23 protein-coding genes are annotated in these 23203 nt (G+C 73.4%); 6 read left to right on the forward strand and 17 right to left on the reverse strand.

All coding sequences use genetic code 11. The annotated features are described in order from the left end of the window. Positions 1 to 4 precede the first annotated feature (4 nt). From DDJ31_RS37790 to DDJ31_RS37870, 17 genes are all read right to left on the reverse strand, one after another. Positions 5 to 793 (reverse strand): NAD-dependent epimerase/dehydratase family protein, encoded by a 789-nt coding sequence (locus DDJ31_RS37790; RefSeq protein ID WP_240677931.1) that lies wholly within the window; start codon positions 791 to 793, stop codon positions 5 to 7. Then, on the reverse strand, positions 790 to 1773 hold the full coding sequence (gene rfbB, locus DDJ31_RS37795; protein WP_127175924.1) for a dTDP-glucose 4,6-dehydratase: 984 nt from the start codon (positions 1771 to 1773) through the stop codon (positions 790 to 792). The genes DDJ31_RS37790 and rfbB overlap by 4 nt, the downstream gene beginning before the upstream one ends. Continuing rightward, on the reverse strand, positions 1770 to 2801 hold the full coding sequence (locus DDJ31_RS37800) for a Gfo/Idh/MocA family protein (protein ID WP_127175923.1): 1032 nt from the start codon (positions 2799 to 2801) through the stop codon (positions 1770 to 1772). Before DDJ31_RS37800 ends, rfbB begins: the two co-directional genes overlap by 4 nt. Continuing rightward, positions 2798 to 3871, reverse strand: a complete 1074-nt coding sequence (locus DDJ31_RS37805; RefSeq protein WP_127175922.1) for a glucose-1-phosphate thymidylyltransferase — start codon at positions 3869 to 3871, stop codon at positions 2798 to 2800. Before DDJ31_RS37805 ends, DDJ31_RS37800 begins: the two co-directional genes overlap by 4 nt. Before the next feature lie 43 nt (positions 3872 to 3914). After that, the gene (locus DDJ31_RS37810; protein WP_127175921.1) at positions 3915 to 5060 is read right to left on the reverse strand and encodes a glycosyltransferase; all 1146 of its coding nucleotides are present in this window, start codon (positions 5058 to 5060) and stop codon (positions 3915 to 3917) included. Beyond that, complete coding sequence (locus tag DDJ31_RS39955; RefSeq protein ID WP_346656259.1) at positions 5057 to 5485, reverse strand: acyl-CoA carboxylase epsilon subunit; 429 nt, start codon at positions 5483 to 5485, stop codon at positions 5057 to 5059. Before DDJ31_RS39955 ends, DDJ31_RS37810 begins: the two co-directional genes overlap by 4 nt. 42 nt (positions 5486 to 5527) lie before the next feature. Beyond that, positions 5528 to 6103, reverse strand: a complete 576-nt coding sequence (locus DDJ31_RS37820) for an NADPH-dependent FMN reductase (protein WP_127175920.1) — start codon at positions 6101 to 6103, stop codon at positions 5528 to 5530. Between the two features lie 72 nt (positions 6104 to 6175). Then, complete coding sequence (locus tag DDJ31_RS37825) at positions 6176 to 7615, reverse strand: MFS transporter (protein WP_127175919.1); 1440 nt, start codon at positions 7613 to 7615, stop codon at positions 6176 to 6178. A 41-nt stretch (positions 7616 to 7656) separates the two neighbouring features. After that, on the reverse strand, positions 7657 to 8424 hold the full coding sequence (locus tag DDJ31_RS40135) for an SDR family oxidoreductase (RefSeq protein WP_127175918.1): 768 nt from the start codon (positions 8422 to 8424) through the stop codon (positions 7657 to 7659). After that, entirely contained in the window at positions 8421 to 9932 is a 1512-nt protein-coding gene (locus tag DDJ31_RS40140) for an FAD-dependent monooxygenase (protein ID WP_240677930.1), read from the reverse strand. The genes DDJ31_RS40135 and DDJ31_RS40140 overlap by 4 nt, the downstream gene beginning before the upstream one ends. Beyond that, the gene (locus DDJ31_RS37840) at positions 9929 to 10888 is read right to left on the reverse strand and encodes an aromatase/cyclase (RefSeq protein WP_127175917.1); all 960 of its coding nucleotides are present in this window, start codon (positions 10886 to 10888) and stop codon (positions 9929 to 9931) included. Before DDJ31_RS37840 ends, DDJ31_RS40140 begins: the two co-directional genes overlap by 4 nt. 73 nt (positions 10889 to 10961) lie before the next feature. Then, a complete protein-coding gene (gene fabG, locus DDJ31_RS37845) occupies positions 10962 to 11747 on the reverse strand; it encodes a 3-oxoacyl-ACP reductase FabG (protein ID WP_127175916.1) in 786 nt (261 codons plus the stop codon). A gap of 57 nt (positions 11748 to 11804) precedes the next feature. Next, on the reverse strand, positions 11805 to 12074 hold the full coding sequence (locus tag DDJ31_RS37850; protein ID WP_127175915.1) for a phosphopantetheine-binding protein: 270 nt from the start codon (positions 12072 to 12074) through the stop codon (positions 11805 to 11807). Positions 12075 to 12135: 61 nt separating this feature from the next. Beyond that, positions 12136 to 13350 carry a ketosynthase chain-length factor gene (locus DDJ31_RS37855; protein ID WP_127175914.1) on the reverse strand — a complete coding sequence of 405 codons (1215 nt, stop codon included), beginning with the start codon at positions 13348 to 13350 and terminating at the stop codon, positions 12136 to 12138. A gap of 31 nt (positions 13351 to 13381) precedes the next feature. Then, the gene (locus DDJ31_RS37860; RefSeq protein WP_276319288.1) at positions 13382 to 14668 is read right to left on the reverse strand and encodes a beta-ketoacyl-[acyl-carrier-protein] synthase family protein; all 1287 of its coding nucleotides are present in this window, start codon (positions 14666 to 14668) and stop codon (positions 13382 to 13384) included. Then, entirely contained in the window at positions 14665 to 14994 is a 330-nt protein-coding gene (locus DDJ31_RS37865) for a TcmI family type II polyketide cyclase (RefSeq protein ID WP_127175913.1), read from the reverse strand. Before DDJ31_RS37865 ends, DDJ31_RS37860 begins: the two co-directional genes overlap by 4 nt. Positions 14995 to 15073: 79 nt before the next feature. Continuing rightward, positions 15074 to 16528: an FAD-dependent monooxygenase gene (locus tag DDJ31_RS37870; RefSeq protein WP_127175912.1), complete on the reverse strand. Its 1455-nt coding sequence runs from the start codon at positions 16526 to 16528 to the stop codon at positions 15074 to 15076. Positions 16529 to 17489: 961 nt separating this feature from the next. Here DDJ31_RS37870 and DDJ31_RS37875 point away from each other — a divergent pair. From DDJ31_RS37875 to DDJ31_RS37900, 6 genes are all read left to right on the forward strand, one after another. Next, complete coding sequence (locus DDJ31_RS37875; RefSeq protein ID WP_240677929.1) at positions 17490 to 17846, forward strand: hypothetical protein; 357 nt, start codon at positions 17490 to 17492, stop codon at positions 17844 to 17846. A gap of 89 nt (positions 17847 to 17935) precedes the next feature. Then, positions 17936 to 19177 carry an MAB_1171c family putative transporter gene (locus DDJ31_RS37880; protein WP_164784809.1) on the forward strand — a complete coding sequence of 414 codons (1242 nt, stop codon included), beginning with the start codon at positions 17936 to 17938 and terminating at the stop codon, positions 19175 to 19177. A gap of 307 nt (positions 19178 to 19484) precedes the next feature. Then, positions 19485 to 19949: a hypothetical protein gene (locus DDJ31_RS37885; RefSeq protein WP_127175911.1), complete on the forward strand. Its 465-nt coding sequence runs from the start codon at positions 19485 to 19487 to the stop codon at positions 19947 to 19949. A 295-nt stretch (positions 19950 to 20244) separates the two neighbouring features. After that, positions 20245 to 21024 carry an enoyl-ACP reductase FabI gene (fabI, locus tag DDJ31_RS37890; protein WP_127175910.1) on the forward strand — a complete coding sequence of 260 codons (780 nt, stop codon included), beginning with the start codon at positions 20245 to 20247 and terminating at the stop codon, positions 21022 to 21024. Positions 21025 to 21082: 58 nt separating this feature from the next. Then, entirely contained in the window at positions 21083 to 22510 is a 1428-nt protein-coding gene (locus DDJ31_RS37895; protein WP_127175909.1) for an MFS transporter, read from the forward strand. Positions 22511 to 22664: 154 nt separating this feature from the next. Beyond that, a complete protein-coding gene (locus DDJ31_RS37900; protein WP_127175908.1) occupies positions 22665 to 23192 on the forward strand; it encodes a YceI family protein in 528 nt (175 codons plus the stop codon). Positions 23193 to 23203 lie beyond the last annotated feature (11 nt).

The following is a 23203-nucleotide window of genomic DNA, read 5'->3' on the forward strand; positions in this document are numbered from 1 at the left end:
GTTCCTACCTCTCCGTTCCCAGGGGCGCGGGGGCCAGGGAGGCCGCGTACGCGTCCAGCACCCCGCGGTAGTAGTGCGGTCCGAGGACCTGATCGGCCACCTCAGGCACCAGCGCGCGCAGCCGCTCGACGCTGACGACGCACCCCGAGCCGGTGTCCCGCGGCTCGCGCCTGAAGACCAGGCCGAGCCGCCGTTCGAGATGGTCGACGACGGCCGGTACCGGTACCGCCGTGCCCGACGCCACGTTGACGACGGTGTCGCGCAGGCCGAGCGCCAGCAGCCGGTCCACGACGGTGACCACGTCGCAGACCGCGATCAGGTCCCGGGTGGCCCGCAGATGCACCTGCACCACGCCCTCGCGCATCTGCCGCACCAGCGTCGGCAGCAACTGGTGGGGCGGCTGCCCCGGGCCGACGACATGGCTCAGCCGCAGCACCAGATGGTCGGCGCCGGACGCGCGCAGTCGCTGTTCGAGGGCGAGCTTGTGCCGCGCGTACGGGGTGCTCGCGGCCACCCGCGCGTCCTCGCGGCCCGGTGCGTCGCCGGTGCCGTACATGCCGGTGGAGGCGGTGGAGAAGAACAGCAGCCGCCGGCTCGAGGCGCGGCACGTGTCGATCGTCCGGTCGAGGAGGTCCGCCTCGCGGGCGAAGCCGCCCGGCTCGGTGGCGCTCGCCAGGGAGACCCCGGCGGCCAGGATCACCGTGTCCGGGTGGCGTTCGGCGACCGGTTCGAGGGAGCGGGCGAGGAACCCGCGCCCCACCAGCGTCCGCTGCGTGGCGCTCCGGGCGCTCACGAGGCGCGCCTCGTACGGTCCTTGGCGGCCTTCCACCAGTCCGGGTTGTCGTGGTACCAGGCGACGGTGGCGGCGAGCCCCACGTCGAGCCCGATGCGCGGCACGAAGCCCAGCTCGTCGCGGATCTTCCCGGCGTCGAGGGAGTAGCGCAGGTCGTGGCCCTTGCGGTCGGCGACCCGGTGGATCATCGAGGCGTCGCCGCCGCACAGGGCGAGCAGCCGCTCGGTCAGGGCCAGGTTGGTCAGTTCGCTGCCGCCGCCGATGTTGTAGACCTCCCCGGCGCCGCCCCCGGTGAGCACCGTGTGCAGGGCCCGGCAGTGGTCGTCGACGTGCAGCCACTCCCGCACGTTGCCGCCGTCGCCGTAGAGCGGGACGGGCCGGCCCTCCATGAGGTGGGTGACGAAGAGCGGGATGACCTTCTCGGGGTGCTGGCGCGGCCCGTAGTTGTTGGAGCAGCGGGTCACCGACACCGACAGGCCGTGGGTGCGCCAGGCGGCGCGGGCCATCAGGTCGGAGGCCGCCTTGGACGCGGCGTAGGGCGAGTTGGGCAGCAGCGGGCTCCGCTCGGTCCAGGAGCCCTCGGCGATGGAGCCGTACACCTCGTCGGTGGAGACGTGCACCATCCGCTGCACGCCCGTCGCCCGACAGGCGTCGAGCAGGTTCTGGGTGCCGCTCACGTTGGTGCGCACGAACTCCGCCGCGGACACCAGCGACCGGTCCACATGCGACTCCGCCGCGAAGTGCACCACCGCGTCGTGGCCCGGCAGCACGTCGAGGAGCAGCGGCAGGTCGCAGATGTCGCCCTTGACGACGTCGAGACGGCCGTGCCCCTCGGGCAGGTTGGCGAGGTCGCCCGCGTAGGTCAGTTTGTCGACGACGGTGACCCGGGCGTTGCCGGTCCCCGGCCAGGCGCCGTCCAGCACACGGCGGACATAGGCCGAGCCGATGAAACCCGCCCCGCCGGTGACGAGGATCCTCATGAGTACTCCTTTCCGGAAAGGGATGCCTGGGCGGGCGCGTGTTCCGCGGCGCGCCGCACGTCGGCGAGCAACTCGGCCTGGAGCAGCGCGGCCTCCTCGGCGCGACCGACGGGACTGGGCGGGCCGCCGGGCCTGGCGGCGCGCACCGCGCGGGCGAACTCCCGTACGGAGTTCGCCACTTGGTCGTCCGGTTCGAGCACGACCCGCCGGCTCGCGGTGCCGCGCGTGACGCGCAGCACCGGGCGGTGGTCGGCGGCCGGGGTGAAGGCGTGGTCGACGCTGATCCGGCCCTCGTCGCCCCGCAGTTCGTAGGCCGAGCGGTAGCCGTGGTCGAGGCCGAAGTCCAGGTGCGCGTGGACCCCGGCCGCGCTGGTCAGCAGCACGCCGCCCGCGAGGTCGACGCCGGGGCCGCCGGGACCCGGGCTCAGCACCGCGCCCGCCACCCGCAGCCCGGCGCCGAGGAAGTGCAGCGCGGCCCGCACCGGGTACACGCCGACGTCCCACAGCGCGCCGCCGCCCAGCTCAGGCACCAGTCGGATGTCGCCCGCGGGGCGGCGCGGCACCTCGAACGCCGCCGCGAACGACCGCGGTTCACCGATCGCGCCGTCCGCGACCAGCCGGCGCACCGCCGCGTGCTGCGCGTGGTGGACGAACATCACGTTCTCCCGCAGCACCAGACGGCGGTCCCTGGCAAGCGCGAACAGCGCGCGCGCCCGGTCCGGGTCGGTGGTCAGCGGCTTCTCGGCGAGCACGTGCTTGCCCGCGCGCAGCGCCGCCGCCACCCACTCGGCGTGCAGCGCCACCGGCAGCGGCACGTACACCGCCTCCACGTCCGGCAGCGAGACCAGCTCCGCGTAGTCGGCCACCACCCGGCAGCCGTACGGCATCGCGGTGCGCGCCGCCTTCTCCTCGTCGCGGCTGGCGACGGCGGCGACCTCGGTCTCCCCGGACGCCGCCATCGCGGGCAGCAGCCGGCGCCGCGCGATGTCCGCGCAGCCCAGCACGCCGATGCGGACGGGGTGCGTCACCGCTCTCCCCCGACCTGGACGCGGCTGTGGTCCCCGATCACCAGGCGCTGGCGGTCGCCGTCGTCGGTGACCGGGCCGACCACCGCGAACCGTCCGATGACCGAGCCGTGCAGCCGGTCGACCCGGTGGATCTCCGCGCCGTCGAGCACGATCGAGTAGCCCAGGCGTGAGCCGCCCAGCGAGCAGTCGCGGCCCACCGAGGTGTGCGGGCCGATCACGCAGTCCTCGACCAGGGTGCCCGCCCCGATGATCGCCGGGCCCTCGATCCTGGACCGCGTGACCTGGGCGCCGGGCTCCACGACGACCGCGCCGTCCAGCTCGCTGGCCCCGTCCACGGCGCCGTCGACGCGCCGCACCAGGCCGTCGAGGAGCTTGCGGTTGCACTCCAGGACGTCGTCGATGCGGCCGGTGTCCTTCCAGTAGCCGCGGTAGCGGCCGGCCCGCACCTCCGCGCCGTCGGTGACCAGCCACTGGATCGCGTCGGTGATCTCCAGCTCGCCCCGGGCGCTGGGCCCGATCGCGTCGATCGCCCGGTGGATCGCGGAGGTGAAGAAGTACACGCCGGTCAGGGCGAGGTCGCTGCGCGCGTCGCGGGGCTTCTCGACCAGCCGGCGCACCGTGCCGTCCGGGTCCATCTCGACCACCCCGAAGGCGGACGGGTCGGCGACCTTGTGCACGACCACGTACGCCCGGGGGCGCAGCCGGGCGAACTCCTCGGCCGCCTCCGCGACGCCCCCGACGAGCATGCAGTCGCCGAGGTACATCACGAAGTCGTCGTCGCCCAGGAAGTCACGGGCCACCCGGACGCAGTCGGCGAGGCCGCGCGGCTTGTCCTGGCGCAGATAGGTGAGCCGGGCGCCGAGCCGGCTGCCGTCGCCGAGCACCGCGGTGATCTCCGGCTCCCAGTCGCCGACCACGACGCCGATGTCGCTCACGCCGAGCGCGACGATGTTCTCCAGGACGTGTTCGAGCACCGGCTTGTTGGCGACCGGGATGAGCTGCTTGGGCATGGAGTGGCTGAACGGCCGCAGGCGGGTGCCCGCCCCGCCCGACAGCACCAGGGCTTTCATGGAAAATGCCTCCTCGTGCGGCCGAGTGCTCCGGCCGTCGCGGTCACAACTTCTCGAGCACGCCCACCAGTTCGGCCGGCGGCGGCATCTCGGAGATCTCCTGGGCCAGCGCGTCGGCCCGTTCGGCGTACGAGGGCCGGGTGAGCAGCTCGCGGCAGGACTCCGCGACGCGTTCGCGGCCGGCCTCGGCGGGCTGGAGGGTGAGGGCCGCGCCGTGCTCGGCCAGGCGCCGGGTCGGGGGGCCGAGGATGCCCCACTGGGGCAGCAGCAGTTGGGGGACGCCCGCGTTCATCGCGTTCAGGGTGGTGACCCCGCCCGCGTGGCCCACCAGCAGGTCGCAGGTGCGCAGCACGACGTCCAGCGGCACCCAGCCGGCCCGCACACCCGGGAGTTCGGCCCGCAGGTCGGCGGCCACGCTCTCCGGCGCGGCGATCACCACCTCCGCGTCCAGGGCGGTCACGTCGAGCGCCAGGTCGCGCAGGAACACGTACGCCTCGCGCAGGTAGGCGGTGCCGTCGTCGTTGGCGACCCGGCTGCCGGCCGTCACACAGACCCGGGTCCGCTCGCCGCGGGTGTACATCCACGGTTCGAGGGCGCGCTGGGTGTTGGCCGGGCGGCAGGCCATCGGATGGGCGGGGGCCGCGTCCGGGGGCCGCAGGCTCGGCGGGCAGACGTCGATGAAGAGATCGGGCACGGGCAGCCCGGAGAGGCCGGACGAGGTCAGCTCGGGGGCGAGTTCACTCTCCCCGCCCGGATCGATCCGGGTCGCCTCGACGGCGTCCCAGGCGTGCCGCACATAGGGCACGCCCAGCCGGTGGGCGAGCAGCCCGGCCGCGTACATCATGGTGCCGCCGACCACCAGGTCGGGCCGCCAGTCGTGGGCGAGCGCGGTGAGCGCGTCCAGGGTGGCCGCCGCCATCCGCCCGAACCAGCGCCCGGTGAAGTCCGGTTGCTCGTCGGGGTCGGTCGGCGGCGTCACGGGAGCGCCGTCGCGGTCGCGGTAGATGAAGTCGCGCAGGGGCGTGGACGTCATGGAGACGGCGGGCAGGCCGACCCCGGCGGTCACCGGCACGATGTCGGCGACGGAGGCCATCAGGACCTCGTGCCCCGCCCCGCGCGCCGCGTTCGCGAGCGGGGCCAGCGCGAACACCGTGGCGGCGCTGCCGCCCGCGACGAAGAGGATCTTCACAGTGCTCCCTGCCGGGCGCGTCGGGGCGGCCTGGCCGCCTGCCAGCTGTGGGCGGTGCGGTAGCCGTGGCCGCGGTCGGGCCTGCGCCACCGGGGCGCGGGCCGCGCCGGACGGCCGTCGGCGAGGGCGCCGGCCGCCCCGGCGGCGGCCGCGCGGGCCAGCAGCACGGTGACCACGGCCGCGAGTTCCTCCGCGGTGGGCCGTCCCCTGTCCACCCGGATCAGGCCCGTGAGGGGCTCGGGCTCCGGGGCGGGGGCGACGGGCGCGGGCGCCGGGGCCGCCGTCGGCGCGGCGCCCGCGCCGTCGTCCGCCGGGACGGTCAGGAGGCCGGGGCAGACGATCACGACGTCGGTGACGCGGACGGGCGCGTCCGGGGTCTCGGTGGACGTGGCGTGGGAATGCTGGAGCAGGCCGGTGGCCGGCACGGGGTCCCCCTGTCGTAGGCGTGGCGGTGGGTCGGGCTGCGGTCAGACGCGGTAGGGCCGGGCCTGCCGCCCCGCGCGGAGGGCGTCCGCCCACCACACGAGCTGGTCGAACATCGTCTTGGCGGCGGCGTCGCAGCCGGCCGGCTCCACGGGGAACTCGCCCTGCTCGCCGATGTGCTCCCAGACGTTGTGGAAGCTGACGGTGTCGCGCACGCCGACGGTGTGCGTCTCGGCGAACACCTGGCGCAGCTGCTCCACCGCCCGCAGGCCGCCGGCCATGCCGCCGTAGGAGACGAAGCCCACCGGCTTGGCCTGCCACTCGGCGCGGAAGCAGTCGATCGCGGTCTTCAGGGGCGCGGGGAAGCTGTGGTTGTACTCGGGCGTCACCACCACGAAGGCGTCCGCCCTCGCCAGGCGCGGCGCCAGCGCGGTCACCTGCGGGGAGTCGGCGTCGAGGTCGCTCGGCAGGTCGGCCTCGGCCAGGTCGACGACGTCGACGTCCAGGCCGCCGTGGTGGCGGGCCCGGTCGGTCAGCCAGGCCGCGACGAGCGGCGCGACCCGCCCCGAGCGGGTGCTTCCCACGATCACGGCCAGGCGCAGCGGAACGGTGTCGGACACGGGTTTCCTCCCGGAGGGTGGGGTGAGGGGCTTGTCTGGGCACGGCGTGCGGCGTGCGGCGTGCGGCGGCGGTCAGCCGCGCGGCCGGTCCGGTCCGGCTGTCGGGGTCTTAGGGGCCGTCGGGGTCTTCGGGCGGCGGCCGGTGGCCGCGGTCAGGGCGACCGCGAGGCCGCCCGCCGCGACCGAGGCCACCAGGGCGAGCGCGGTGCGCCGGCCGCCGCCCGCGCCGAGCAGCGCCGCCACGGCCACGACCGTCAGGGCGCCCGCCGCCTGCACCGACGTCTGGTACACGGCGCCCGCCGGGCCCCGGTCGGTGTCGCGCACGCCCGCCATGGCCTGGGTGTTGAGCGCGGCGAACTGGAGGGCGAAGCCGAGCCCCACCAGCAGCAGCGCCGGGAGCGCGGCGGACGGGTAGGAGGGGTGCGGGCCCGCCGTCAGGTACCAGAGGTATCCGGCGGGCGGCGCCCAGGCGCCGAGGGCGATCAGCCGGGCCGGACCGAACCGGCCCACCAGACGCCGCGACAGCCCCGACGCGACCGCCACCGCCAGCGGCAGGCTCGCCGGCAGCAGCGCCGCCCCGGTGCCCAGCGGCGAGAGGCCGCCGTCTTGCTGGAGGTCGAACGTCACGACGAACAGGAAGCCCAGGTAGGACCCGTTGAGGGCGGCTGCCCCGAGAGCCGACCACCGCAGCGGCCGGTTCGCGAGGAGCCCGGGGCGCAGCAGCGGTCGCGGCGCGCTCCGTTCGACGCGCGCGAACACCGCGCCGAGCGCCCCCGCGAGCAGCAGGAGGAAGAGCGTCACCGGGTCCGTCCACCCGGCGCCAGGACCCCGGGTGAGCGCCCAGGCCAGGGCGAGCAGGGCGCCCGCGGAGGTGACGGCACCCGGAAGGTCGTAGGCGCGCGCCGTCCCCGCACCGGGTCCGGTGCCCGGGACCAGCCTCAGCCCGGCCAGGAACAGCACCAGGGCGACCGGCGCGGGGAACAGGAACGTCAAGCGCCAGCCGGCCTCGGTCAGCAGCCCCGACAGCAGCAGCCCGGCCGAGAACCCGCCCGCCCCGAACAGCGAGTAGACGGAGACCGCCCGGTCGCGCGCGGGCCCCGCCGGGAAGGCGTCCGCGATGATCGCGAGGCCGGTGGGCGCGGTGAGCGCGGCGCAGGCGCCCTTCACGATCCGCGAGGCGATCAGCAGCGGTCCGCTCGGCGCCAGGCTGCCCAGCAGCGAGGCGACGGCGAACAGCAGCAGCGCGGCGAGGTACACCCGGCGCCGGCCCAGCTCGGCCACCAGCCGCCCCGACAGGAGCAGCAGGCCGCCGAAGCCGAGGGCGAACCCGCCGACCACCCAGCCGAGGGCGGTCGGCGACAGCCCGAGACCGGCGCCGATCGACGGCAGGGCGACGACGGCCACCGACACCTCGAGGGCGTCGAGGAGCATGTTGCCTGAGAGCACGAACAGCAGGCCCCGTCCGACGACGGTCGCGGTGGAGCCGGGGGCGGCGGCCCGGTCGGTGGTCATGCGTGTCCTCGTCCTCTCTCCCGGTGGGGCGGTGCGGCGGGTCAGCCGCCGAGCAGGGTGCCGCCACTGGCGTCGAGGAGCCCGCCGGTGATCCAGCGGGCGTCGTCGGAGGCGAGGAACGCCACCACGTCGGCGATGTCCCGGGTCTGGCCGACCCGGTGGAACGGCGACAGCGCCGCCATCTGCTCGACGACCTCCGGCATGTCGAAGACCGGCGTCCCGTTGTCGGTGATGCCGGGCGCCACCGAGTTCACGGTGATGCCGCGGGCCGCCAGGTGCTTGGCGAAGTGCAGGGTGAGCTGCTCGATCGCGCCCTTCGTCATCGCGTAGGCGACTTCCTGCGGGTTGGCGAAACGGGTCAGCCCGGAGGAGATGTTGACGATGCGTCCGTTGTCGTTGAGGAGCCCCAGCACGCGCTGCACGAGGAAGAACGGCGCCTTGGCGTTGACCGCGACCAGCCGGTCGAAGATCTCCGGGGTCACGTCCTCCGGGGCCACCCCGCCCATCACACCGGCGTTGTTGACCAGGATGTCGAGCCCGTGCCCGCTCGCGCCGTGCTCGTCGAGGCCCGCCTCCAGACCCGCGACCAGCGTGTCCACGTCGCCCGGCACGCCCAGTTCGGCCTGGACGGCGAAGGCCCGGCCGCCCTCCTCGGTGATACCGGCGACGACCTTCCCGGCCGCCGCCTCGTCGCTGTTGTAGTGGACGGCGACCAGCGCGCCGTCGCGCGCCAGGCGCTCGGCGGTCGCCCGGCCGATGCCTCGGCTCGAACCCGTCACGAGTGCGGTCCTGCCGGCGAGCCTGCTCATGAGATTCCTCCAGAAGTGGGGTGTGCGGTGTCGGGCAGCCCGAGCCAGCGGTGCAGCGCCGCCTCGGGACGTGGGGTGTCGGACGCGGTCCAGGCGATGTGCCCGTCGGGCCGCACGAGCACGGCGCCTGCGCTCGCCAGTGCGGCGTCGCCCGGGGCCGTGGCGGACAGGGCGCGCACCCGCCGGCCCCACGGCGCCGCCGCCGCGGCCAGCAGGGCGGCCCGGCGCGGGTCGCCCGACAGGTCGAGCAGCAGGGCGCGGCCGGCGCGCAGCAGTCGCGCGCCGCTCACCCGGCCGAGCGCCGCGGTCTCAAGGACGGTGGGCGGCAGCCGGCGGCCGAGCAGCGGGTGCGCGCCCTCGCCGACGTCGTAGCGGATGTCGAGACCGCTGATGGTGGACGCCAGATGGCGGCGGACGGCGTCGGAGCCGAGCAGTTCGCCGACGACCGCGCGCAGCGGCTCGACCTCGGGCCCCGAGAGCAGCAGCAGCGCCTGCGCCCTGATCCCGGACAGCACCCGCCGTCCCACCGCGTGGCGTTCGTCGTGGTAGCTGTCCAGCAGCCCGGCCGATCCCTTGCGGGCGACCTGGACGGCCAGTTTCCAGCCGAGGTTGACGGCGTCCTGGAGGCCCAGGTTGAGGGCCTGGCCGCCGATCGGCAGCTGCGCGTGGGCGGCGTCGCCGGCCAGCAGGACGCGTCCGGCCCGGTAGTGCGAGACCTGCCGCGACACGTCCCCGAAGGCGTTGATCCACAGCGGGGTGCCGCCGCTGACGTCCTCGCCCGTGACCCGCTTCCACACCGTGGCCAGCTCGCCGAACCCGGGGGCGCCCGAGCGCGGCGCGGCGACCCGCCCGAACTCGTGCACCATGATCCGGGTGACGCCGTCGCCGCGTCTGGCCGCGATGGCGAGACCGCCCTCCAGCCGCTGGAACCTGCGGTCGGGGACCTCGATGCCCGCGACGTCCGCCCGGATCAGCTCCCTGGTGGCGTCGGTCCCGGGGAAGTCGAGCCCGGCCAGTTCGCGCACCGCGCTCCGCTCGCCGTCGCAGCCGACCACGCACAGGGCGCGCAGCCGCAGCCGGCCCGCCGGACCCACCGCCTCGACCTCGACGAAGTCGTCGGCCACGGTCAGCGCGGTCACCTCGTGCCCCCGGCGCACATCGGCGCCGAGCCGCTTCGCCCAGGAGCCGAGCAGGGCCTCCGTGCGGTCCTGCGGCACCTTCCACTGGCCCGGGTGGCTGCCGGGCAGGGTGAAGTCCAGCGGGAGCCCGGCGAAGTGGCCCCGGGTGTCGCCCGGTACCGGGCCGAGCGCGTCGAGCAGGCCGCGGCTGTCGAAGAGTTCCATGGTGCGGGCGTGCAGGGTGGAGGCGCGGGACTCGGTGGTCGGCGCGGGAAGCCTCTCCAGGACGACCACCCGGGCGCCGCCGAGGCGCAGTTCGGCGGCGAGCATCAGCCCGACCGGGCCCGCGCCGACCACCACCACCTGGGTCTGTTCAGGCCGCTCGGTCACGCCCTGACCCGCCGTTCCGCGTACTCCTTGGCGTGGCCGAGGGTGGCGCGGCTGTTGGTGCTCAGGGCGGAGTGCACGTACTGCCGGGCGTCCGCGACACTCGCCCGCTCCCCGAGGACGCGCGCGATGTTGTCGGTGTTGAGGACGACGGTGTGCTGCGAGGTGGCGGCCACGCCCCCGTCCCGCTCGGTGAACGTCCACAGGCCGGTGTGCAGGGTCATCAGCGCGGGCAGCGTGACCTGCTTGTAGGCGATGCGCCGGTGCGGGAACGCCACCCGGTACGACTTGGTGGTGTGCGTCGAACCGTCCTTGGCCCGGGTGTCCATCTCCAGGACCTGGAGCCCCGGTACGTCCTCGGAGAAGCGGACCGACGCCACGTGCGGCAGCCGCTCCACCCAGAGACCGGCCTCGTCGATGAAGGCGTAGACGTCCTTCACCGACCCGGCGATCCGCACGGTGTCCTCGAAGGAGAACGTCAACTCGGCCGACTTGTGCGCGAGTTCGACGTTCCGCTTCAGGGCGGCCAGCTCGGAGCGGGAGTTGCGGTCGACGGCCTCGTCGATCCACTTCAGGCCCGCCGGGTCGTCGTCGACCGCCCGGTAGTCGTGCAGCAGCCGCACCCGCGAGGTGGCGCCCGACAGCGGCTCGACGATCCAGGTGCCGCCCATCGCCGCGACCGGCGGGGTGGAGACCTCCTGCCGGAAGGTGATGCGCGCCCGCTCAGGGTCGAGGATGCGGCGCGACGTCCAGTTCTTCGGTTCGCCGTTCGCGGTCGCCCAGATCTCGATGCGCTCCTCGCCCGCGCCGCCCTCGCCGCCCTCGATCCGGTCGACGTGGATGGTCGGCGGGAAGATCCGCGGCCAGTTCTCCACCTCGGCGATCAGCCGGTAGACGGCGTCCGCCGGGGCGTCGATGGCGATGTCGTGCTCGACCTCGCGGAGGCCCTCCTGCGACATGTGCTCACTCCTTGCTGGTCGGAGCCGGTGCTCTGGTGTGGGTGCCGGTGGCGCGGGCCGCCGGCGGGCCGGGTCAGAAGTTGCCGAGTCCGCCGCAGACGTTCAGCGCCTGCGCGGTGATGGAGGCGGCGGTGTCGGTGGCCAGGTAGCCGACCAGGCCGGCGACCTCCTCGGGCGTCGAGTACCGGCCGAGCGGGATCTTCGCCTGGAACTTCTCGAGGATGGCGGCCTCGTCGGTGTCGTAGGCCGCCGCGTACCCCTGCCGCACCCGCTGCGCCATGGGCGTCTCGACATAGCCGGGGCAGACCGCGTTCACGGTGATGCCGGTCGGCGCCAGCTCGTTGCCCAGCGCCTTGGTGAAGCCGACCACGCCGTGCTTGGACGCCGAGTAGGGGGCGCCGAGGACCACGCCCTGCTTGCCCGCGGTGGAGGCGACGTTGATGATCCGGCCGCGGGACTTCTCGCGCATGCCGCCGGTGGTCAGCACCTCCCGGGTGAGCAGGAAGACGCTGTTGAGGTTGGTGTCGATGACGTCGAACCACAGGTCGTCGGCGATGTCCGCGGTCACCCCGCCGCCGCTGCGGCCCGCGTTGTTGACCAGGACGTCCACCGGGCCGAACCGTTCCACGACCGTGCGCACCAGGGCGCCGATCTCCTCCCGCGACCGCACGTCGCAGGCCGCGCCGTCGGCGGTCAGGCCCTCCTCGCGCAGCTGCTTGACCGTCGAGTCGACCTTCTGCGCGTCCCGGGCGCAGATGAACACCCGGTGCCCGGCCCGGCCCAGGGCCCGCGCGGTCGCCAGACCGATGCCGCTGGTGGCACCGGTGATCAGAGCGACCCGCTCGCCTTGCTGTGACATGTGCTCCCCTTCGTGGATGGGTGGTGGTGCGGGCTCCGGCCCGCCGGGGCCCGCGGGTCAGCTCGCGCTGGGGGCCACCAACTGGTGGTTGACCAGCCGGAGCAGGGTGCGGGGGGTGTCCGTGATGGTCAGCGTGTCGTCGTCGATGCTGACCTTGAACTCGCGCTCGATGCTGCCGCAGGTCTCGAGGAGCGCCAGCGACTCGTAGCCGAGGCTGTCGAAGGCGGTGTCGAGGATGTCGCCGTCGAAGTCGACCCCCTCGGGGACGCCCGCGGAGGTGTGCAGGATGCGCTTGAGGTCGTCGATCGTGAACGCGTGGGTGCTCATGGCCGTGTCACCTTCTGTCGTTGGGGGTCGCGTGGGTCGTGCGGTCGTGCGGGGGCCGCGCTCACTCCGCGCGCCGGACGACGACCGCCGAGTTGAAGCCGCCCTGCCCGCGGGCCACCACCAGCGCGGTGTGCACGTCGGCGGAGCGGGGCCGCCCGGTCACCAGGTCGAGTCCGTACGCCTGGTCGGGCGAGACGTTCACGGTCGGCGGGATCATCCGGTCCCGGATCGACAGCAGCGCCGCGACGACGTCGAGCGGCGCCGCCCCCGAGTGCAGCCGGCCGGTCATGGTCTTCGGCGCCGTCACCGGCACCCCGCGCGGTCCGAACACCGCGCTGAGGGCCTCGGCCTCGGCCCGGTCCAGCTCCGGCACGGCCGCCGCGTCCGCGAACACCACATCGATGTCCTCCGGCGCCAACCGGGCGTCGTCCAGGGCCAGTTCGATGGCCCGGCGCAGCCCGGGCGGCCGTCCGCCGTGCGGAGCGGGGTCGAACGTCGCCGCGTAGCCCGCGAGTTCGCCGTACAGCCGGGCGCCCCGGCTGCGGGCCGCCTCGGCGTCCTCCAGGACGAGGATCGCGCCGCCCTCGCCCGGCACATGGCCGCCGGCCGCCGCGTCGAACGGCAGATAGGCGCGCTCCGGGTCGTCGGAGGTGCTCAGGCGTCCGGCCGCGAGCTGCGCGACCCAGCCCCACGAGCAGATCGACGCGTCCACCCCGCCGGAGACGATGACCCGGGACCCCTTGCGGATCTGCCGCCTGGCCTGGGCGAGGGCGTCGAGGCCGCCCGCCTGGTCGCTGACGACGACCCCGCTGGGGCCGCGCATGCCGTGCCGGATGGAGATCTGGCCGGTGTTGACCGCGTAGAACCACGCGAACGACTGGTAGGCGCTGACGTGCGCGCCGCCCTTGCTCCAGAGGTTGCGCAGCTCGCGCTCGCCGAACTCGAACCCGCCGGACGAACTCGCGGTGATGACCCCCGCGTCGAACTCAGGCAGCTCCTCCGGGGTGATGCCCGCGTCGGCCAGCGCCCAGTCCGCGGCCAGCAGCGCCAGCCGGGTCATCCGGTCGGTCTGCGCGATCAGCCGGCTCGGCAGGTGCTCCTCGGCCACGAAGCCGGGGACCTCGCCCGCGATCCGGGACGGGTAGCCGTCCGCGGTGAACCGGGTGATCGGTCCGATGCCGCTGCGGCCCGCGCGGGTCGCCGCCCAGTACTCCTTCGCGCCCAGCCCGTTGGGGGCCGTGACGCCCACGCCGGTGACCACCGTCGCCTGTCCCACGTCCGCTCCTCTCCGCCGTGTCGCCGGCCGGTCAGCCACGGTCGGCCGTGGTCAGGACCATGGCGCTCTGGAATCCGCCGAACCCGCTGCCGACCGTCAGGACCGTGTCCGTGCGCCACTCGCGGGCCGTCAACGGCACGTAGTCCAGGTCGCACTCGGGGTCGGGGGTGTGCAGGTTGGCCGTCGGCGGCACCAGGTCGTTCTCGATGGCGAGCGCCGACGCCGCGATCTCGATGGACCCGATCGCGCCCAGCGAGTGGCCGACCATCGACTTGATGGAGCTGACCGGCACCCGCCGGGCGTGCTCCCCGAGGCTGCGCTTGAACGCGGCCGTCTCGTGCCGGTCGTTCTGCTTGGTGCCCGAGCCGTGCGCGTTGATGTAGTCGATGTCCTCGGGCGCCAGCCGGGACTCGTGCAGCGCCATCCGGATCGCCTCCGCCATCTCGCGGCCGTCCGGGCGCAGCCCGGTCATGTGGAAGGCGTTGCAGCGGGACGCGTAGCCCGCGATCTCGGCGTACACGTGCGCGCCCCGCCGCAGCGCCGCCTCCCGCTCCTCCAGGACGAAGACGGCGGAGCCCTCGCCGAGGACGAAGCCGTTGCGGGTGCCGTCGAAGGGCCGCGACGCGTGCTCGGGGTCGTCGTTGCGGGAGGTGGTCGCCTTGATGGCGTCGAAGCAGGCCACCGTGATCGGCGAGATCGGGGCGTCCGTGGCACCCGCGATCATCACGTCGACCGAGCCCTCGCGGATCAGGTCCACCGCGTGCCCGACCGCGTCGAGCCCGGAGGTGCAGCCGGTGGAGACGACCGTGGTCGGCCCCTCGGCGCCCACCGCCCACGCCACCTCGGCGGCGAAGGAGCTGGGCACGAAGTGGTTGTACAGATGCGGGACCGCGTAGGTGTGGTCCACCGGGTCGAGCCGGCCGCCGTCGCTGACGACGTTGTACTCCTGGTCGAGGCTCATGGTGGCGCCGACCGCGCTGCCGATGGTGACCCCGGTGCGGCACGGGTCGAGATCGGCCGCCTCCAGACCGCTGTCGGCCAGCGCCTCCCGGGTGGTGACCGTGACGAACTGGGCCGCCCGGTCCATCCGCCGGATCTCCTGCGGCGTCAGACCGTGCGCCTCGGGGGAGAAGTCGATCTCGGCGGCGACCCGGGAGCGGAACTGCGAGGGGTCGAAGAAGGTGATCCCGCGGGTCGCGGTGCGGCCCTCGCTCAACAGGCTCCAGAAGTCCTTGACACCGACCCCTCCCGGCGCGAGCACCCCGATCCCGGTGATGACGACGCGACGGCCCAGGGGGCGCGGGTCGCGGGCGCTCACGCGGTCCCGTCCCAGTGGTAGAAGCGGGTCGCCATCGCGTCGGCGGGCGAGCGCCAGGTGGCCGGGTCGTAGGCGCCGATGAACGGCTTCAGGTCGTCGCTGATCCGCACGAAGGCCGGGTGGTCCTTGGCCTCCTGGATGGCGGCGCCGCCGTCGTCGGTGTCGAAGTCCTGGAGGTGGAAGTACAGGCCGCGGTAGGAGAAGAGCTGCCGCCGCCTGGTGCCCATCAGACGCGGCATCTCGGTGGTGTCGAACTCGCCGAACAACCGGGCCACGTCACCGCCGGAACCGGGTTCCATCCGGGCGACGATCAAGGTGCTGTGCATGAGGTGCGTCTCCTTTGCCTGCGCTTCGGCTGCGGCGCTCCCGGCGCCGCGGGGTGGGACGGGTGCCTTCGACGGCGGCTCAGGCGGGACCGAACCAGCGCTCCAGGGCCGCCGTCAGGTCCTTGCGGGGCGACGCCGTCCAGGCCACATGGCCGTCGGGGCGCACCAGCACGGCGGTGGTGTCCGCCAGCGGGCCGCTGTCGTGCGGGGTGGCGGTGACGACGTCGACCCGCTCCGCCCAGGGCGCCGCCGCCGCGCGCAGCGCGGCGTCGTCCGCCAGGTCGAGGAGCACGCCCCGCGCCGGGTGCAGCAGTTCGGTGGTGCTCGTCTTGGTGTCGCCGCCGACCAGCTCCAGATGCGGCAGCCGGCGGCCGAGCAGCGGGTGGTCGCCCTCGCCGACGTCGTAGCGGATCTCCAGGCCGCTCACCATCCGGGCCAGGTGCAGGGCGGCGTCCGGGTAGCCGGTCAGCTCGCGCAGGACGTCCCGCAGCGGCTGCATTTCCGAACCGCTCAGGAACAGCAGCCCCTGCGCCCGGGTGTTCATCATCAGCCGCTCGCCGACCGGGTGCCGCTCGTCGTGGTAGGTGTCGAGCAGCGCCTCGGGCGCGGTGCCGCGCACCACGGCCGCGAGTTTCCAGCCGAGGTTCACCGAGTCCTGGAGGCTGGTGTTCATCCCCTGGCCGCCGGCCGGGAGATGGATGTGCGCGGAGTCGCCCGCGAGCAGCACCCGGCCCCTGCGGTACTCGGTGGCCTGCCGGGTGGCGTCGCCGAAGGAGCTGATCCACACCGGTTCGCCGTGCGAGATGTCCTCGCCGGTCAGCCGCTGCCAGGCGGCCGCCACGTCCGCGTAGGGGACCGGCGCGGTGCGCTTCTTCGGCGGGGTGCCGCCCTCGCACACGATCAGGCGGGTGATGCCGCCGTCGAGGTGCCCGACCATCACCATGCCGCCGGGCAGCGTCTCGCCGATCATGCGCTGGCGCAGGTCGAGGCCGCGCACGTCCGCGAGGTACATCTCCAGCGTGGCGGCGGTGCCGGGGAAGTCGAAGCCGGCCGCCTTGCGGACGGTGCTGCGCCCGCCGTCGCAGCCCACCAGGTAGGCGGCGCGCAGCCGTTCGGTGCCCGCGGGCCCCTTGACCTCCACCTCGATGTGGTCGGCGCCCTCGGTCAGCGAGAGCACCTCGTGCCCGCGCCTGATGTCCGCGCCCAGCTCGGCCGCCCACTCCTCCAGGACGCCCTCGGTGCGCGACTGGGGGATCGTCTTGTTGGGCAGATGCGCCCCGTCGAGGACCGACAGGTCCAGCGGGACGCCGCCGAAGTGGCCCTGCGCGCTGGTCTCCAGGTCGCCGAAGCGGGGCAGCAGCCCGCGCTGGTCGAACACTTCCATGGTGCGGGTGGTGAAGCCCAGACCGCGCGACTCCCCGGTGGACTCGGGAAGTCGCTCCAGTACCGTCACCTCGACGCCCGCCAGGCGTAACTCGCCGGCCAGCATGAGTCCTGCGGGACCGGCTCCCACAACTATCACCGCGGTGTCCATGAAACCCTCCTCGACCGAACCGCTTGATGGTGCCTTCGGCATCGTTGAAACCGTGGATCACCCACTGTGTGAACCCGGGAGAGACCGGACCGGACACACTGATTCCGGGAACGGACCCGCGTCGGGAAAACGGGTGGGGAATTCCGGGCCGTTTCGAGGAACGCTGCGATGTGCAGGCCGTCGCGATAGGGCGATCGGTTGTCTTCCCCCGGCCACCGGCGAGAGTCCGCCAGGCGGTGTCCACAGCTTTGTTGGTGGATTGAGGGACGGTCAAGGACGTACCTCTAAGCCAGGGTGAAGTTTTCGCTAGGCGTTGCGGAGTTCCCGTTCCGCTCCGGTGTGCCCGGTCTGACCGCACCCCTCCCGCACGGGCGATTTGTCCGGACTTCTGGAGTCGGTGCCGCACTGGTCAGGGCCGTGCGGCCGGCGGCGCGCCGTGCGGGGGAGCGGTCGGGGCATCCCCCAGACCCTGGACGGTGATTCGCCTGATCCGGTTCAGTCTGCGCCGGGAATTTTACCTTTCGGCTTCCTTGGAATTATCTATTGAATCGGGTTCAAGGATGTCGCGCCGCGTTGACAAGAGGGAATCGCCTTGCCTGTCGTGTTCGCCCCGGTGTCGAGCGGGCCGTTTCCGGCGGATGACGTCCGGGTGAGGAGCGTGTGCCCGGCTTTGGACCTGTCCGAGGAGCCGAACTGGCATACGTTACGGCCATGTAAAAATTTCTGTGCAACTCGGCATCGCTGAGCTAGGGTTGACCGAGGTTGCCGAATTCGCGCAGTGACGCAACGCCTTATGAGGGGGAGTATGAGGAAGCGTAGGTTGCGGCGGCGATGTCGCACCCTCTTACGGGACCTCGAAGTCGGATATCCACTCGACGTCCAGGACCTGTGCAGACGTCTGAGTATCCGCCGGGGCCGGGAAATCAGGCTGATCCCGTATCCGCTGGAGTCACCGGGGCCATTGGGCGTCTGTGTCGCCACCGACACCGCCGACGTGATTTTCTATCAGCAGGACACCACGCGTCCGCACCAGGACCACATCATCCTCCACGAAGTGGGCCACATTCTGTTCGAGCATCTCGCCGTGCCCGCGGCGGACCTCGTCAGCCACGAACTCGGCCCCGCAGGCGGGCGCGTGCGCATGCGCACCGTCTACGACTCGGAGGAGGAGCTCGAGGCCGAACTGATCGCCACGATCATCCTCGAACGGTCCGCCGTGCGCGGCGTCTGCGCCCCGGCCGAGAGCACCTCCTTCGCCGAGGACCCCGTGATCGAGCGCATGGGGCAGGCCCTCAAGAACCGAGCCTCCTGGCTGTGATCCACCTGGCGTGCGCCGGGCGGCGGATCCCCCCGACCGGCGGTACGCCCCACGTCCGCGGTGTCCGTCCTCCCGGTTCGGGGTGAGCAGTGCACATCCAGATCTTCATCTGCACCTACATCGACCTGCTGGTGTGCCTGTGCGCGGCGAGCCGGATCGTCCACGTCCGGCGGGCCCCCGACGACCAGCCGCTCAAGGCCATCACCCGGTGCACCGTCTGCATCGCGCTCGCCCTGGTGCTCTTCCACCCCAGCGTCTACGCCTGGATGCTGACCGCGACCCGAGGCGTCAACGTCCTGGTCGCCTGCGTGGACTGCATGGTCGCCGCCTTCTGGCTGCTGCGGTTCTTCCACCTGTCGGCCGCGGGCCCCGAGGAGGACAGGTCGCAGACCCTGGCCGTCTCCTGCCTGCTGCTGTTCGCCGCCGCGGCCGCCGTGGTGTGGGGGGCCTCCCCGCAGCCGCTGCGCGCCACCCCCGCCGAGTGGCTGAACCGCAACGGCGGCAGCGCGGCCCTCTTCGTCCTGGTGGTGTCCAGCTACATCGGCGGCGTCGCCGCCATGGCGATGCGCTGGTCGCTGGTGTACTCGGTGGTCACCATCCGCAGGAACCTGCGCACCGCGCTGCGCGTCCTGTCCGTCGCGCTCGTCGCCGAACTGTGCGCCTGCGTCCTCAAGGCCTGCGCGGTCCTGACCCCCCTCGCCTTCGCCGTCGACCCGGAGGTGCTGGGCGTGATGAACCGGGTCTGGTACGTGACCACCCTGTTCGGGGTGTGGATGCTGGTCGCCGGAGTCACCCACCCGGTCACCGTCGCACTCGTCGGCCGCCTCTCGGCGGTGTTCGCACGCCGGGCCGTCTTCCACGAACTAGGACCGCTCTGGCGGGCGTTGCACGACGCCTTCCCCGAACTCGCCCTGCCGCGCACCTCCGAGGGCTGGTGGACGCGCGGCTCCTGGGTCAGGCAGTGGCGGGCCCGCGCCTACTACCGGCGGGTGATCGAGATACGGGACGGCCTGGTACGCCTCACGCCCTACTACGCCCTCGGCGTCGAGCACGACGCGCGGGCCGCGGGGGAGGCGGCGGGGCTGACCGGCCGGGACCTCGACCTGCACGCGGGCGCCGCCGTCGTCGCCGCCGCGCTGGGCCGCAGGGCGCACGGTCTGCCCGCCGACGAGCGGTGCGCCGTCCCGGACGGCGGGGGCCGCGACCTGGACTCCGACGCGCGCTGGCTGGTGAGTCTGTCCAGGGCGTTGACAACGTTTCAGGCTTCGGGCAGGGTCCCGTCCGACCCGGCAGACCCGCGCATTCCCGCCGTCGGGTCCGCACACGACTAGACAGCAGCCGCCAAGGCCCCGCGCGCGGCCCCGGCAGGCCCGGCGCCCCTCTTCGCGGAGGCGGCGCGGGGCCGTGCCGCTGCCGCGCCGGACGGCCTCCCCGCGGGTCCCGTCCCGCGCCCGCGCCCCCCGCGCCGCGCCCGGCCCGCCCCGCGCACCGGGGTGGCCGCGCGAGGCCTTCCGCGGGCCGGGCGGTGGCCGGGACACGGTGTCTGCTCAGGGGCTTCTCCTGTAAAGTCGGAGCGCCAATTCACTTCGACGAGGCGCGGAAGGGCGGCATCCGGTGGTGGGTGAGGAGAGCGGGTCCATGAACTGGCATCGCCCCGCCGGTGACTTCACCGAGGGCCTGAACGGTCTCTTCGCGTCCGTGACGTTCCAGGACGACAACGGCCGTACCCAGTCGTACTCCACGCCGTACGTGGCCCGGAAGATCACCGAGGACCCCTCCCACGACACGACGGTCTCCCGCGTCTATCTCGCGGCGCTGCGCTCCGGGCGCAACACCAACCCGACCATCGCCGTCGTCAAGGCCATCGCCAAGTTCTTCGACGAGCGCCGCGCCCCGGAGATGCCGCCCATCACGGCCGCCTATCTGCTCGGCGTCGAAGAGGTCGAGGAACACGAGGAGTTGGAGCGCAAGCTCACCGACCGCCAGGTGCGCACCATCGCGATGCGGGCCGGTGAGATGACTCCCGCGATGCGCCGTCAGCTGCTGCGGATGCTGGACGCGCTCGACGAACAGGCCGTCCCCGCCCCGACGGACCGCGGCTGACCGCTGCCTGACCGGCGGCCGCGGCGAGGCATCGTCCCCGTCTACTCCCTTGTCCCTGGCGGGTGTTGCTCCCGCAGGCCCCGACGGCCGACCCGCGCGCGGCCGGTCCCCGCGTTCTCCGGTTCGGGAGCGCGGTGGGTGGCCCCCGCGACCATGCGTAAAGTATAGTTTACGCATCGGCGGGGCGGCGCGCGCCGTCCGCCTTCCTGAGCAGCAGCCTCACCCACCACCGGAGCACCACCTGAGCCGTCCCGCCCTGTCCGGACGGCGGATTGGGCATGGGTCACCGAGCACCATGAGTGGAATTCTCGCAGGCAAACGCATCCTGGTCACCGGCGTCCTCACCGACTTCTCCATCGCCTTCCACGTGGCGCGACTCGCCCAGGAGGAGGGCGCCGAGGTCGTCCTGACCGGCTTCGGCCGGCTCGCCGCCGTGGAACGGGCCGCCCGCAGGCTGCCCAAGCCGGTCCCCCTGATCGAACTCGACGTGCAGAACCAGCAGCACCTGGACGACCTCGCCGCCCGGGTCGGCGAACACCTCGGCGACGGCGTCGGACTCGACGGCGTCGTCCACTCCATCGGCTTCAGCCCGCAGGACGCCCTCGGCGGCAACTTCCTGAACACCCCCTGGACCTCGGTCGCCACCGCCGTCGAGATCTCCGCCTACTCCCTCAAGTCCCTCACCACGGCCCTGCTCCCGCTCCTGGACAAGCGCGGCGGCTCCGTCGTCGGCATGAGCCTCGACTCCCAGGTCACCTGGCCGATGTACGACTGGATGGGGGTCGCCAAGGCCGCCCTCGAATCGACCTCCCGCTACCTCGCCCGCGAACTCGCCGACCGGGACATCCGCGTCAACCTGGTCTCCGCCGGGCCCGTCAAGACGGTCGCCGCCCGCTCCATCCCCGGCTTCGCCCACCTCGTCAAGGTGTGGGACGACCGCTCCCCGATGGAGTGGGACATCAGCGACCCCGAGCCCGCCGCGCGCGGTGTGGTCGCCCTGCTCTCCGACTGGTTCCCGAAGACCACCGGCGAGATCGTCCACGTCGACGGGGGACTGCACGCCGTCGGCGGATAGCGCCGCCGGCGACCGCACGCAGCACCGGGACCACCACCCCCGACCCCACAGGAGCGTCATGCACCAGCGACCGGCAGCCCGTCGCGACACCGCGTTATGGACGCTGATCATCGCCAGCGCGGCCGGCTTCATGGCCGCCCTCGACAACCTCGTCGTCACCACCGCCCTGCCCTCGATCCGCGAGGACCTCGGAGGCGGACTCGGCGACCTGGAGTGGACGGTGAGCGCCTACACCCTCACCTTCGCCGTGCTCCTGATGCTGGGCGCCGCCCTCGGCGACCGGTTCGGCCGCCGCCTGCTGTTCACCATCGGCCTCTGCGTCTTCACCGCCGCCTCCGCGGGCGCCGCCCTCGCGCCCGGCATGGAGGCCCTCATCGCCGCGCGGGCCGTCCAGGGACTGGGCGCCGCCATCATGATGCCGCTCACCCTCACCCTGCTCTCCGCCGCCGTCCCGCCCGAGCGGCGCGGTGTCGCCTTCGGTGTCTGGGGCGCGGTCAACGGCCTCGCGGTCGCCGCGGGCCCGCTCATCGGCGGCACCCTCACCGAACACCTCTCCTGGCAGTGGATCTTCTGGGTCAACGTCCCGCTGGGCGCCGTCCTCGTCCCGCTGGCGCTGCTGCGCCTCGACGAGAGCCGCGGCCCCTTCCCCCGGCTCGACCTGCCCGGCACCGCGCTCGTCAGCACCGGCCTGTTCGGCATCGTCTACGGACTGATCCGCGGCAACGGCGACGGCTGGACCAGCGCTCCCGTCCTCGGCGGGCTGATCGGCGGCACCCTGCTGATCGCCGCGTTCGTCGGCTACGAGACGCGCGCGGTGAACCCGATGCTGCCGATGCGGCTGTTCCGCGGCCGGGCCTTCAGCGCCGTCAACGCCGCCAGCCTCCTCATGTTCGTCGGCATGTTCGGATCCATCTTCCTGCTCAGCCAGTTCCTCCAGGACGTCGGCGGCTACTCGCCGATGGAGGCGGGCGTGCGGATGCTGCCGTGGACCGCCATGCCGATGATCGCCGCGCCCGTCGCCGGCGCCCTCTCCGACCGCTTCGGCGGCCAACCCGTCGTGGTCACCGGCCTGTTGTTCCAGGCCACCGGACTCGCACTGCTCGCCCTCGTGGTCTCGCCCGACCTGTCGTACCCCGAACTGATCCCGAGCCTGGTCGTCAGCGGCCTCGGCATGGGCTTCTTCTTCGCCCCGACGGCCGGCCTGGTGATGAGCAGCGTCCGCCCCGAGGAGCAGGGCATCGCCTCCGGCTCCAACAACGCGCTGCGCGAGGTCGGCGGCGCCCTCGGCGTCGCCACCATGTCCGCGGTCTTCTCCGCGCAGGGCGGCTACACCTCCGCCCGCGCGTTCGTCGACGGACTCACCCCCGCGCTGTGGACCGGCACCGCGGCCGTCCTGCTCGCCGCCGTGGCCGCCGCCCTGGTGCCCCGGCACACCGGACGCGTCCGCGACAAGGACGCCCCCCACCAGGACCCCGTCACGGCCTGACGGGCCCCCGTTCCCTCCCGCCCCTCACCTGTCGACGTCTCCCCGCGGCCCGGTGCACGGTTCGGCGGCACGTCGGGGAGGCGGGAGCGATATAAGGGAACCGGCCCACCCAGACGTCCCGGTTCCCCTTTTCCGACAGCGCAGAGGAGTCACCATGGCCGTTCACGGAAACGCCGTACAGTTCAGGCCCACAACAGGCACGTACACCATCGACCCCGCACAGTCGGCGGTCAGGTTCCGAATCCGCAATTTCTTCGGACTCGTCGTCGTCCGCGGCACGTTCGCCGTCGACCGCGGCGAAGTGGTGGTCGCCGACCCGGTGGACGCCTCGACCGTCGACGCCTACATCTCGGCCGCCAGCATCGACACCGCCAACGCCAAGCGCGACAGCCATGTCCGCGAGGCCGCGTTCCTGGACGTCGCCACCCACCCCGAGATGCACTTCCGCGGCGAGCGCGTCGAGACCGGCGACGAGGCCCATCTGCTGCACGGGCGGCTGACCGTGCGCGGGATCGGCAAGCCGGCCGCGCTGACCCTCGACGGCCTCGCGGGCGACGACCGCAGACTGGTCTGCCACGCGGTCACCACCGTCGACCGGTACGCCTTCGGCGTCACCAAGGGCAAGGGCTCCATGGGCCGCCACCTCACCCTGGAACTCGACGTGGTCGCCGAACGGAACTGACCGCGCCCGAA

The sequence above is a fragment of the Streptomyces griseoviridis genome (assembly GCF_005222485.1).
Classification (GTDB): domain Bacteria; phylum Actinomycetota; class Actinomycetes; order Streptomycetales; family Streptomycetaceae; genus Streptomyces; species Streptomyces hintoniae.

Excerpts from the sequence above, each read along its gene's own strand:
- rfbB (WP_127175924.1), bottom strand. The coding sequence starts at position 1,773 with ATGAGGATCCTCGTCACCGGCGGGGCGGGTTTCATCGGCTCGGCCTAT.
- DDJ31_RS37805 (WP_127175922.1), bottom strand. The coding sequence starts at position 3,871 with ATGAAAGCCCTGGTGCTGTCGGGCGGGGCGGGCACCCGCCTGCGGCCG.
- DDJ31_RS37825 (WP_127175919.1), bottom strand. The coding sequence starts at position 7,615 with ATGACCACCGACCGGGCCGCCGCCCCCGGCTCCACCGCGACCGTCGTC.
- DDJ31_RS40135 (WP_127175918.1), bottom strand. The coding sequence starts at position 8,424 with ATGAGCAGGCTCGCCGGCAGGACCGCACTCGTGACGGGTTCGAGCCGA.
- DDJ31_RS37840 (WP_127175917.1), bottom strand. The coding sequence starts at position 10,888 with ATGTCGCAGGAGGGCCTCCGCGAGGTCGAGCACGACATCGCCATCGAC.
- fabG (WP_127175916.1), bottom strand. The coding sequence starts at position 11,747 with ATGTCACAGCAAGGCGAGCGGGTCGCTCTGATCACCGGTGCCACCAGC.
- DDJ31_RS37850 (WP_127175915.1), bottom strand. The coding sequence starts at position 12,074 with ATGAGCACCCACGCGTTCACGATCGACGACCTCAAGCGCATCCTGCAC.
- DDJ31_RS37865 (WP_127175913.1), bottom strand. The coding sequence starts at position 14,994 with ATGCACAGCACCTTGATCGTCGCCCGGATGGAACCCGGTTCCGGCGGT.
- DDJ31_RS37870 (WP_127175912.1), bottom strand. The coding sequence starts at position 16,528 with ATGGACACCGCGGTGATAGTTGTGGGAGCCGGTCCCGCAGGACTCATG.
- DDJ31_RS37885 (WP_127175911.1), top strand. The coding sequence starts at position 19,485 with ATGAACTGGCATCGCCCCGCCGGTGACTTCACCGAGGGCCTGAACGGT.
- fabI (WP_127175910.1), top strand. The coding sequence starts at position 20,245 with ATGAGTGGAATTCTCGCAGGCAAACGCATCCTGGTCACCGGCGTCCTC.
- DDJ31_RS37895 (WP_127175909.1), top strand. The coding sequence starts at position 21,083 with ATGCACCAGCGACCGGCAGCCCGTCGCGACACCGCGTTATGGACGCTG.
- DDJ31_RS37900 (WP_127175908.1), top strand. The coding sequence starts at position 22,665 with ATGGCCGTTCACGGAAACGCCGTACAGTTCAGGCCCACAACAGGCACG.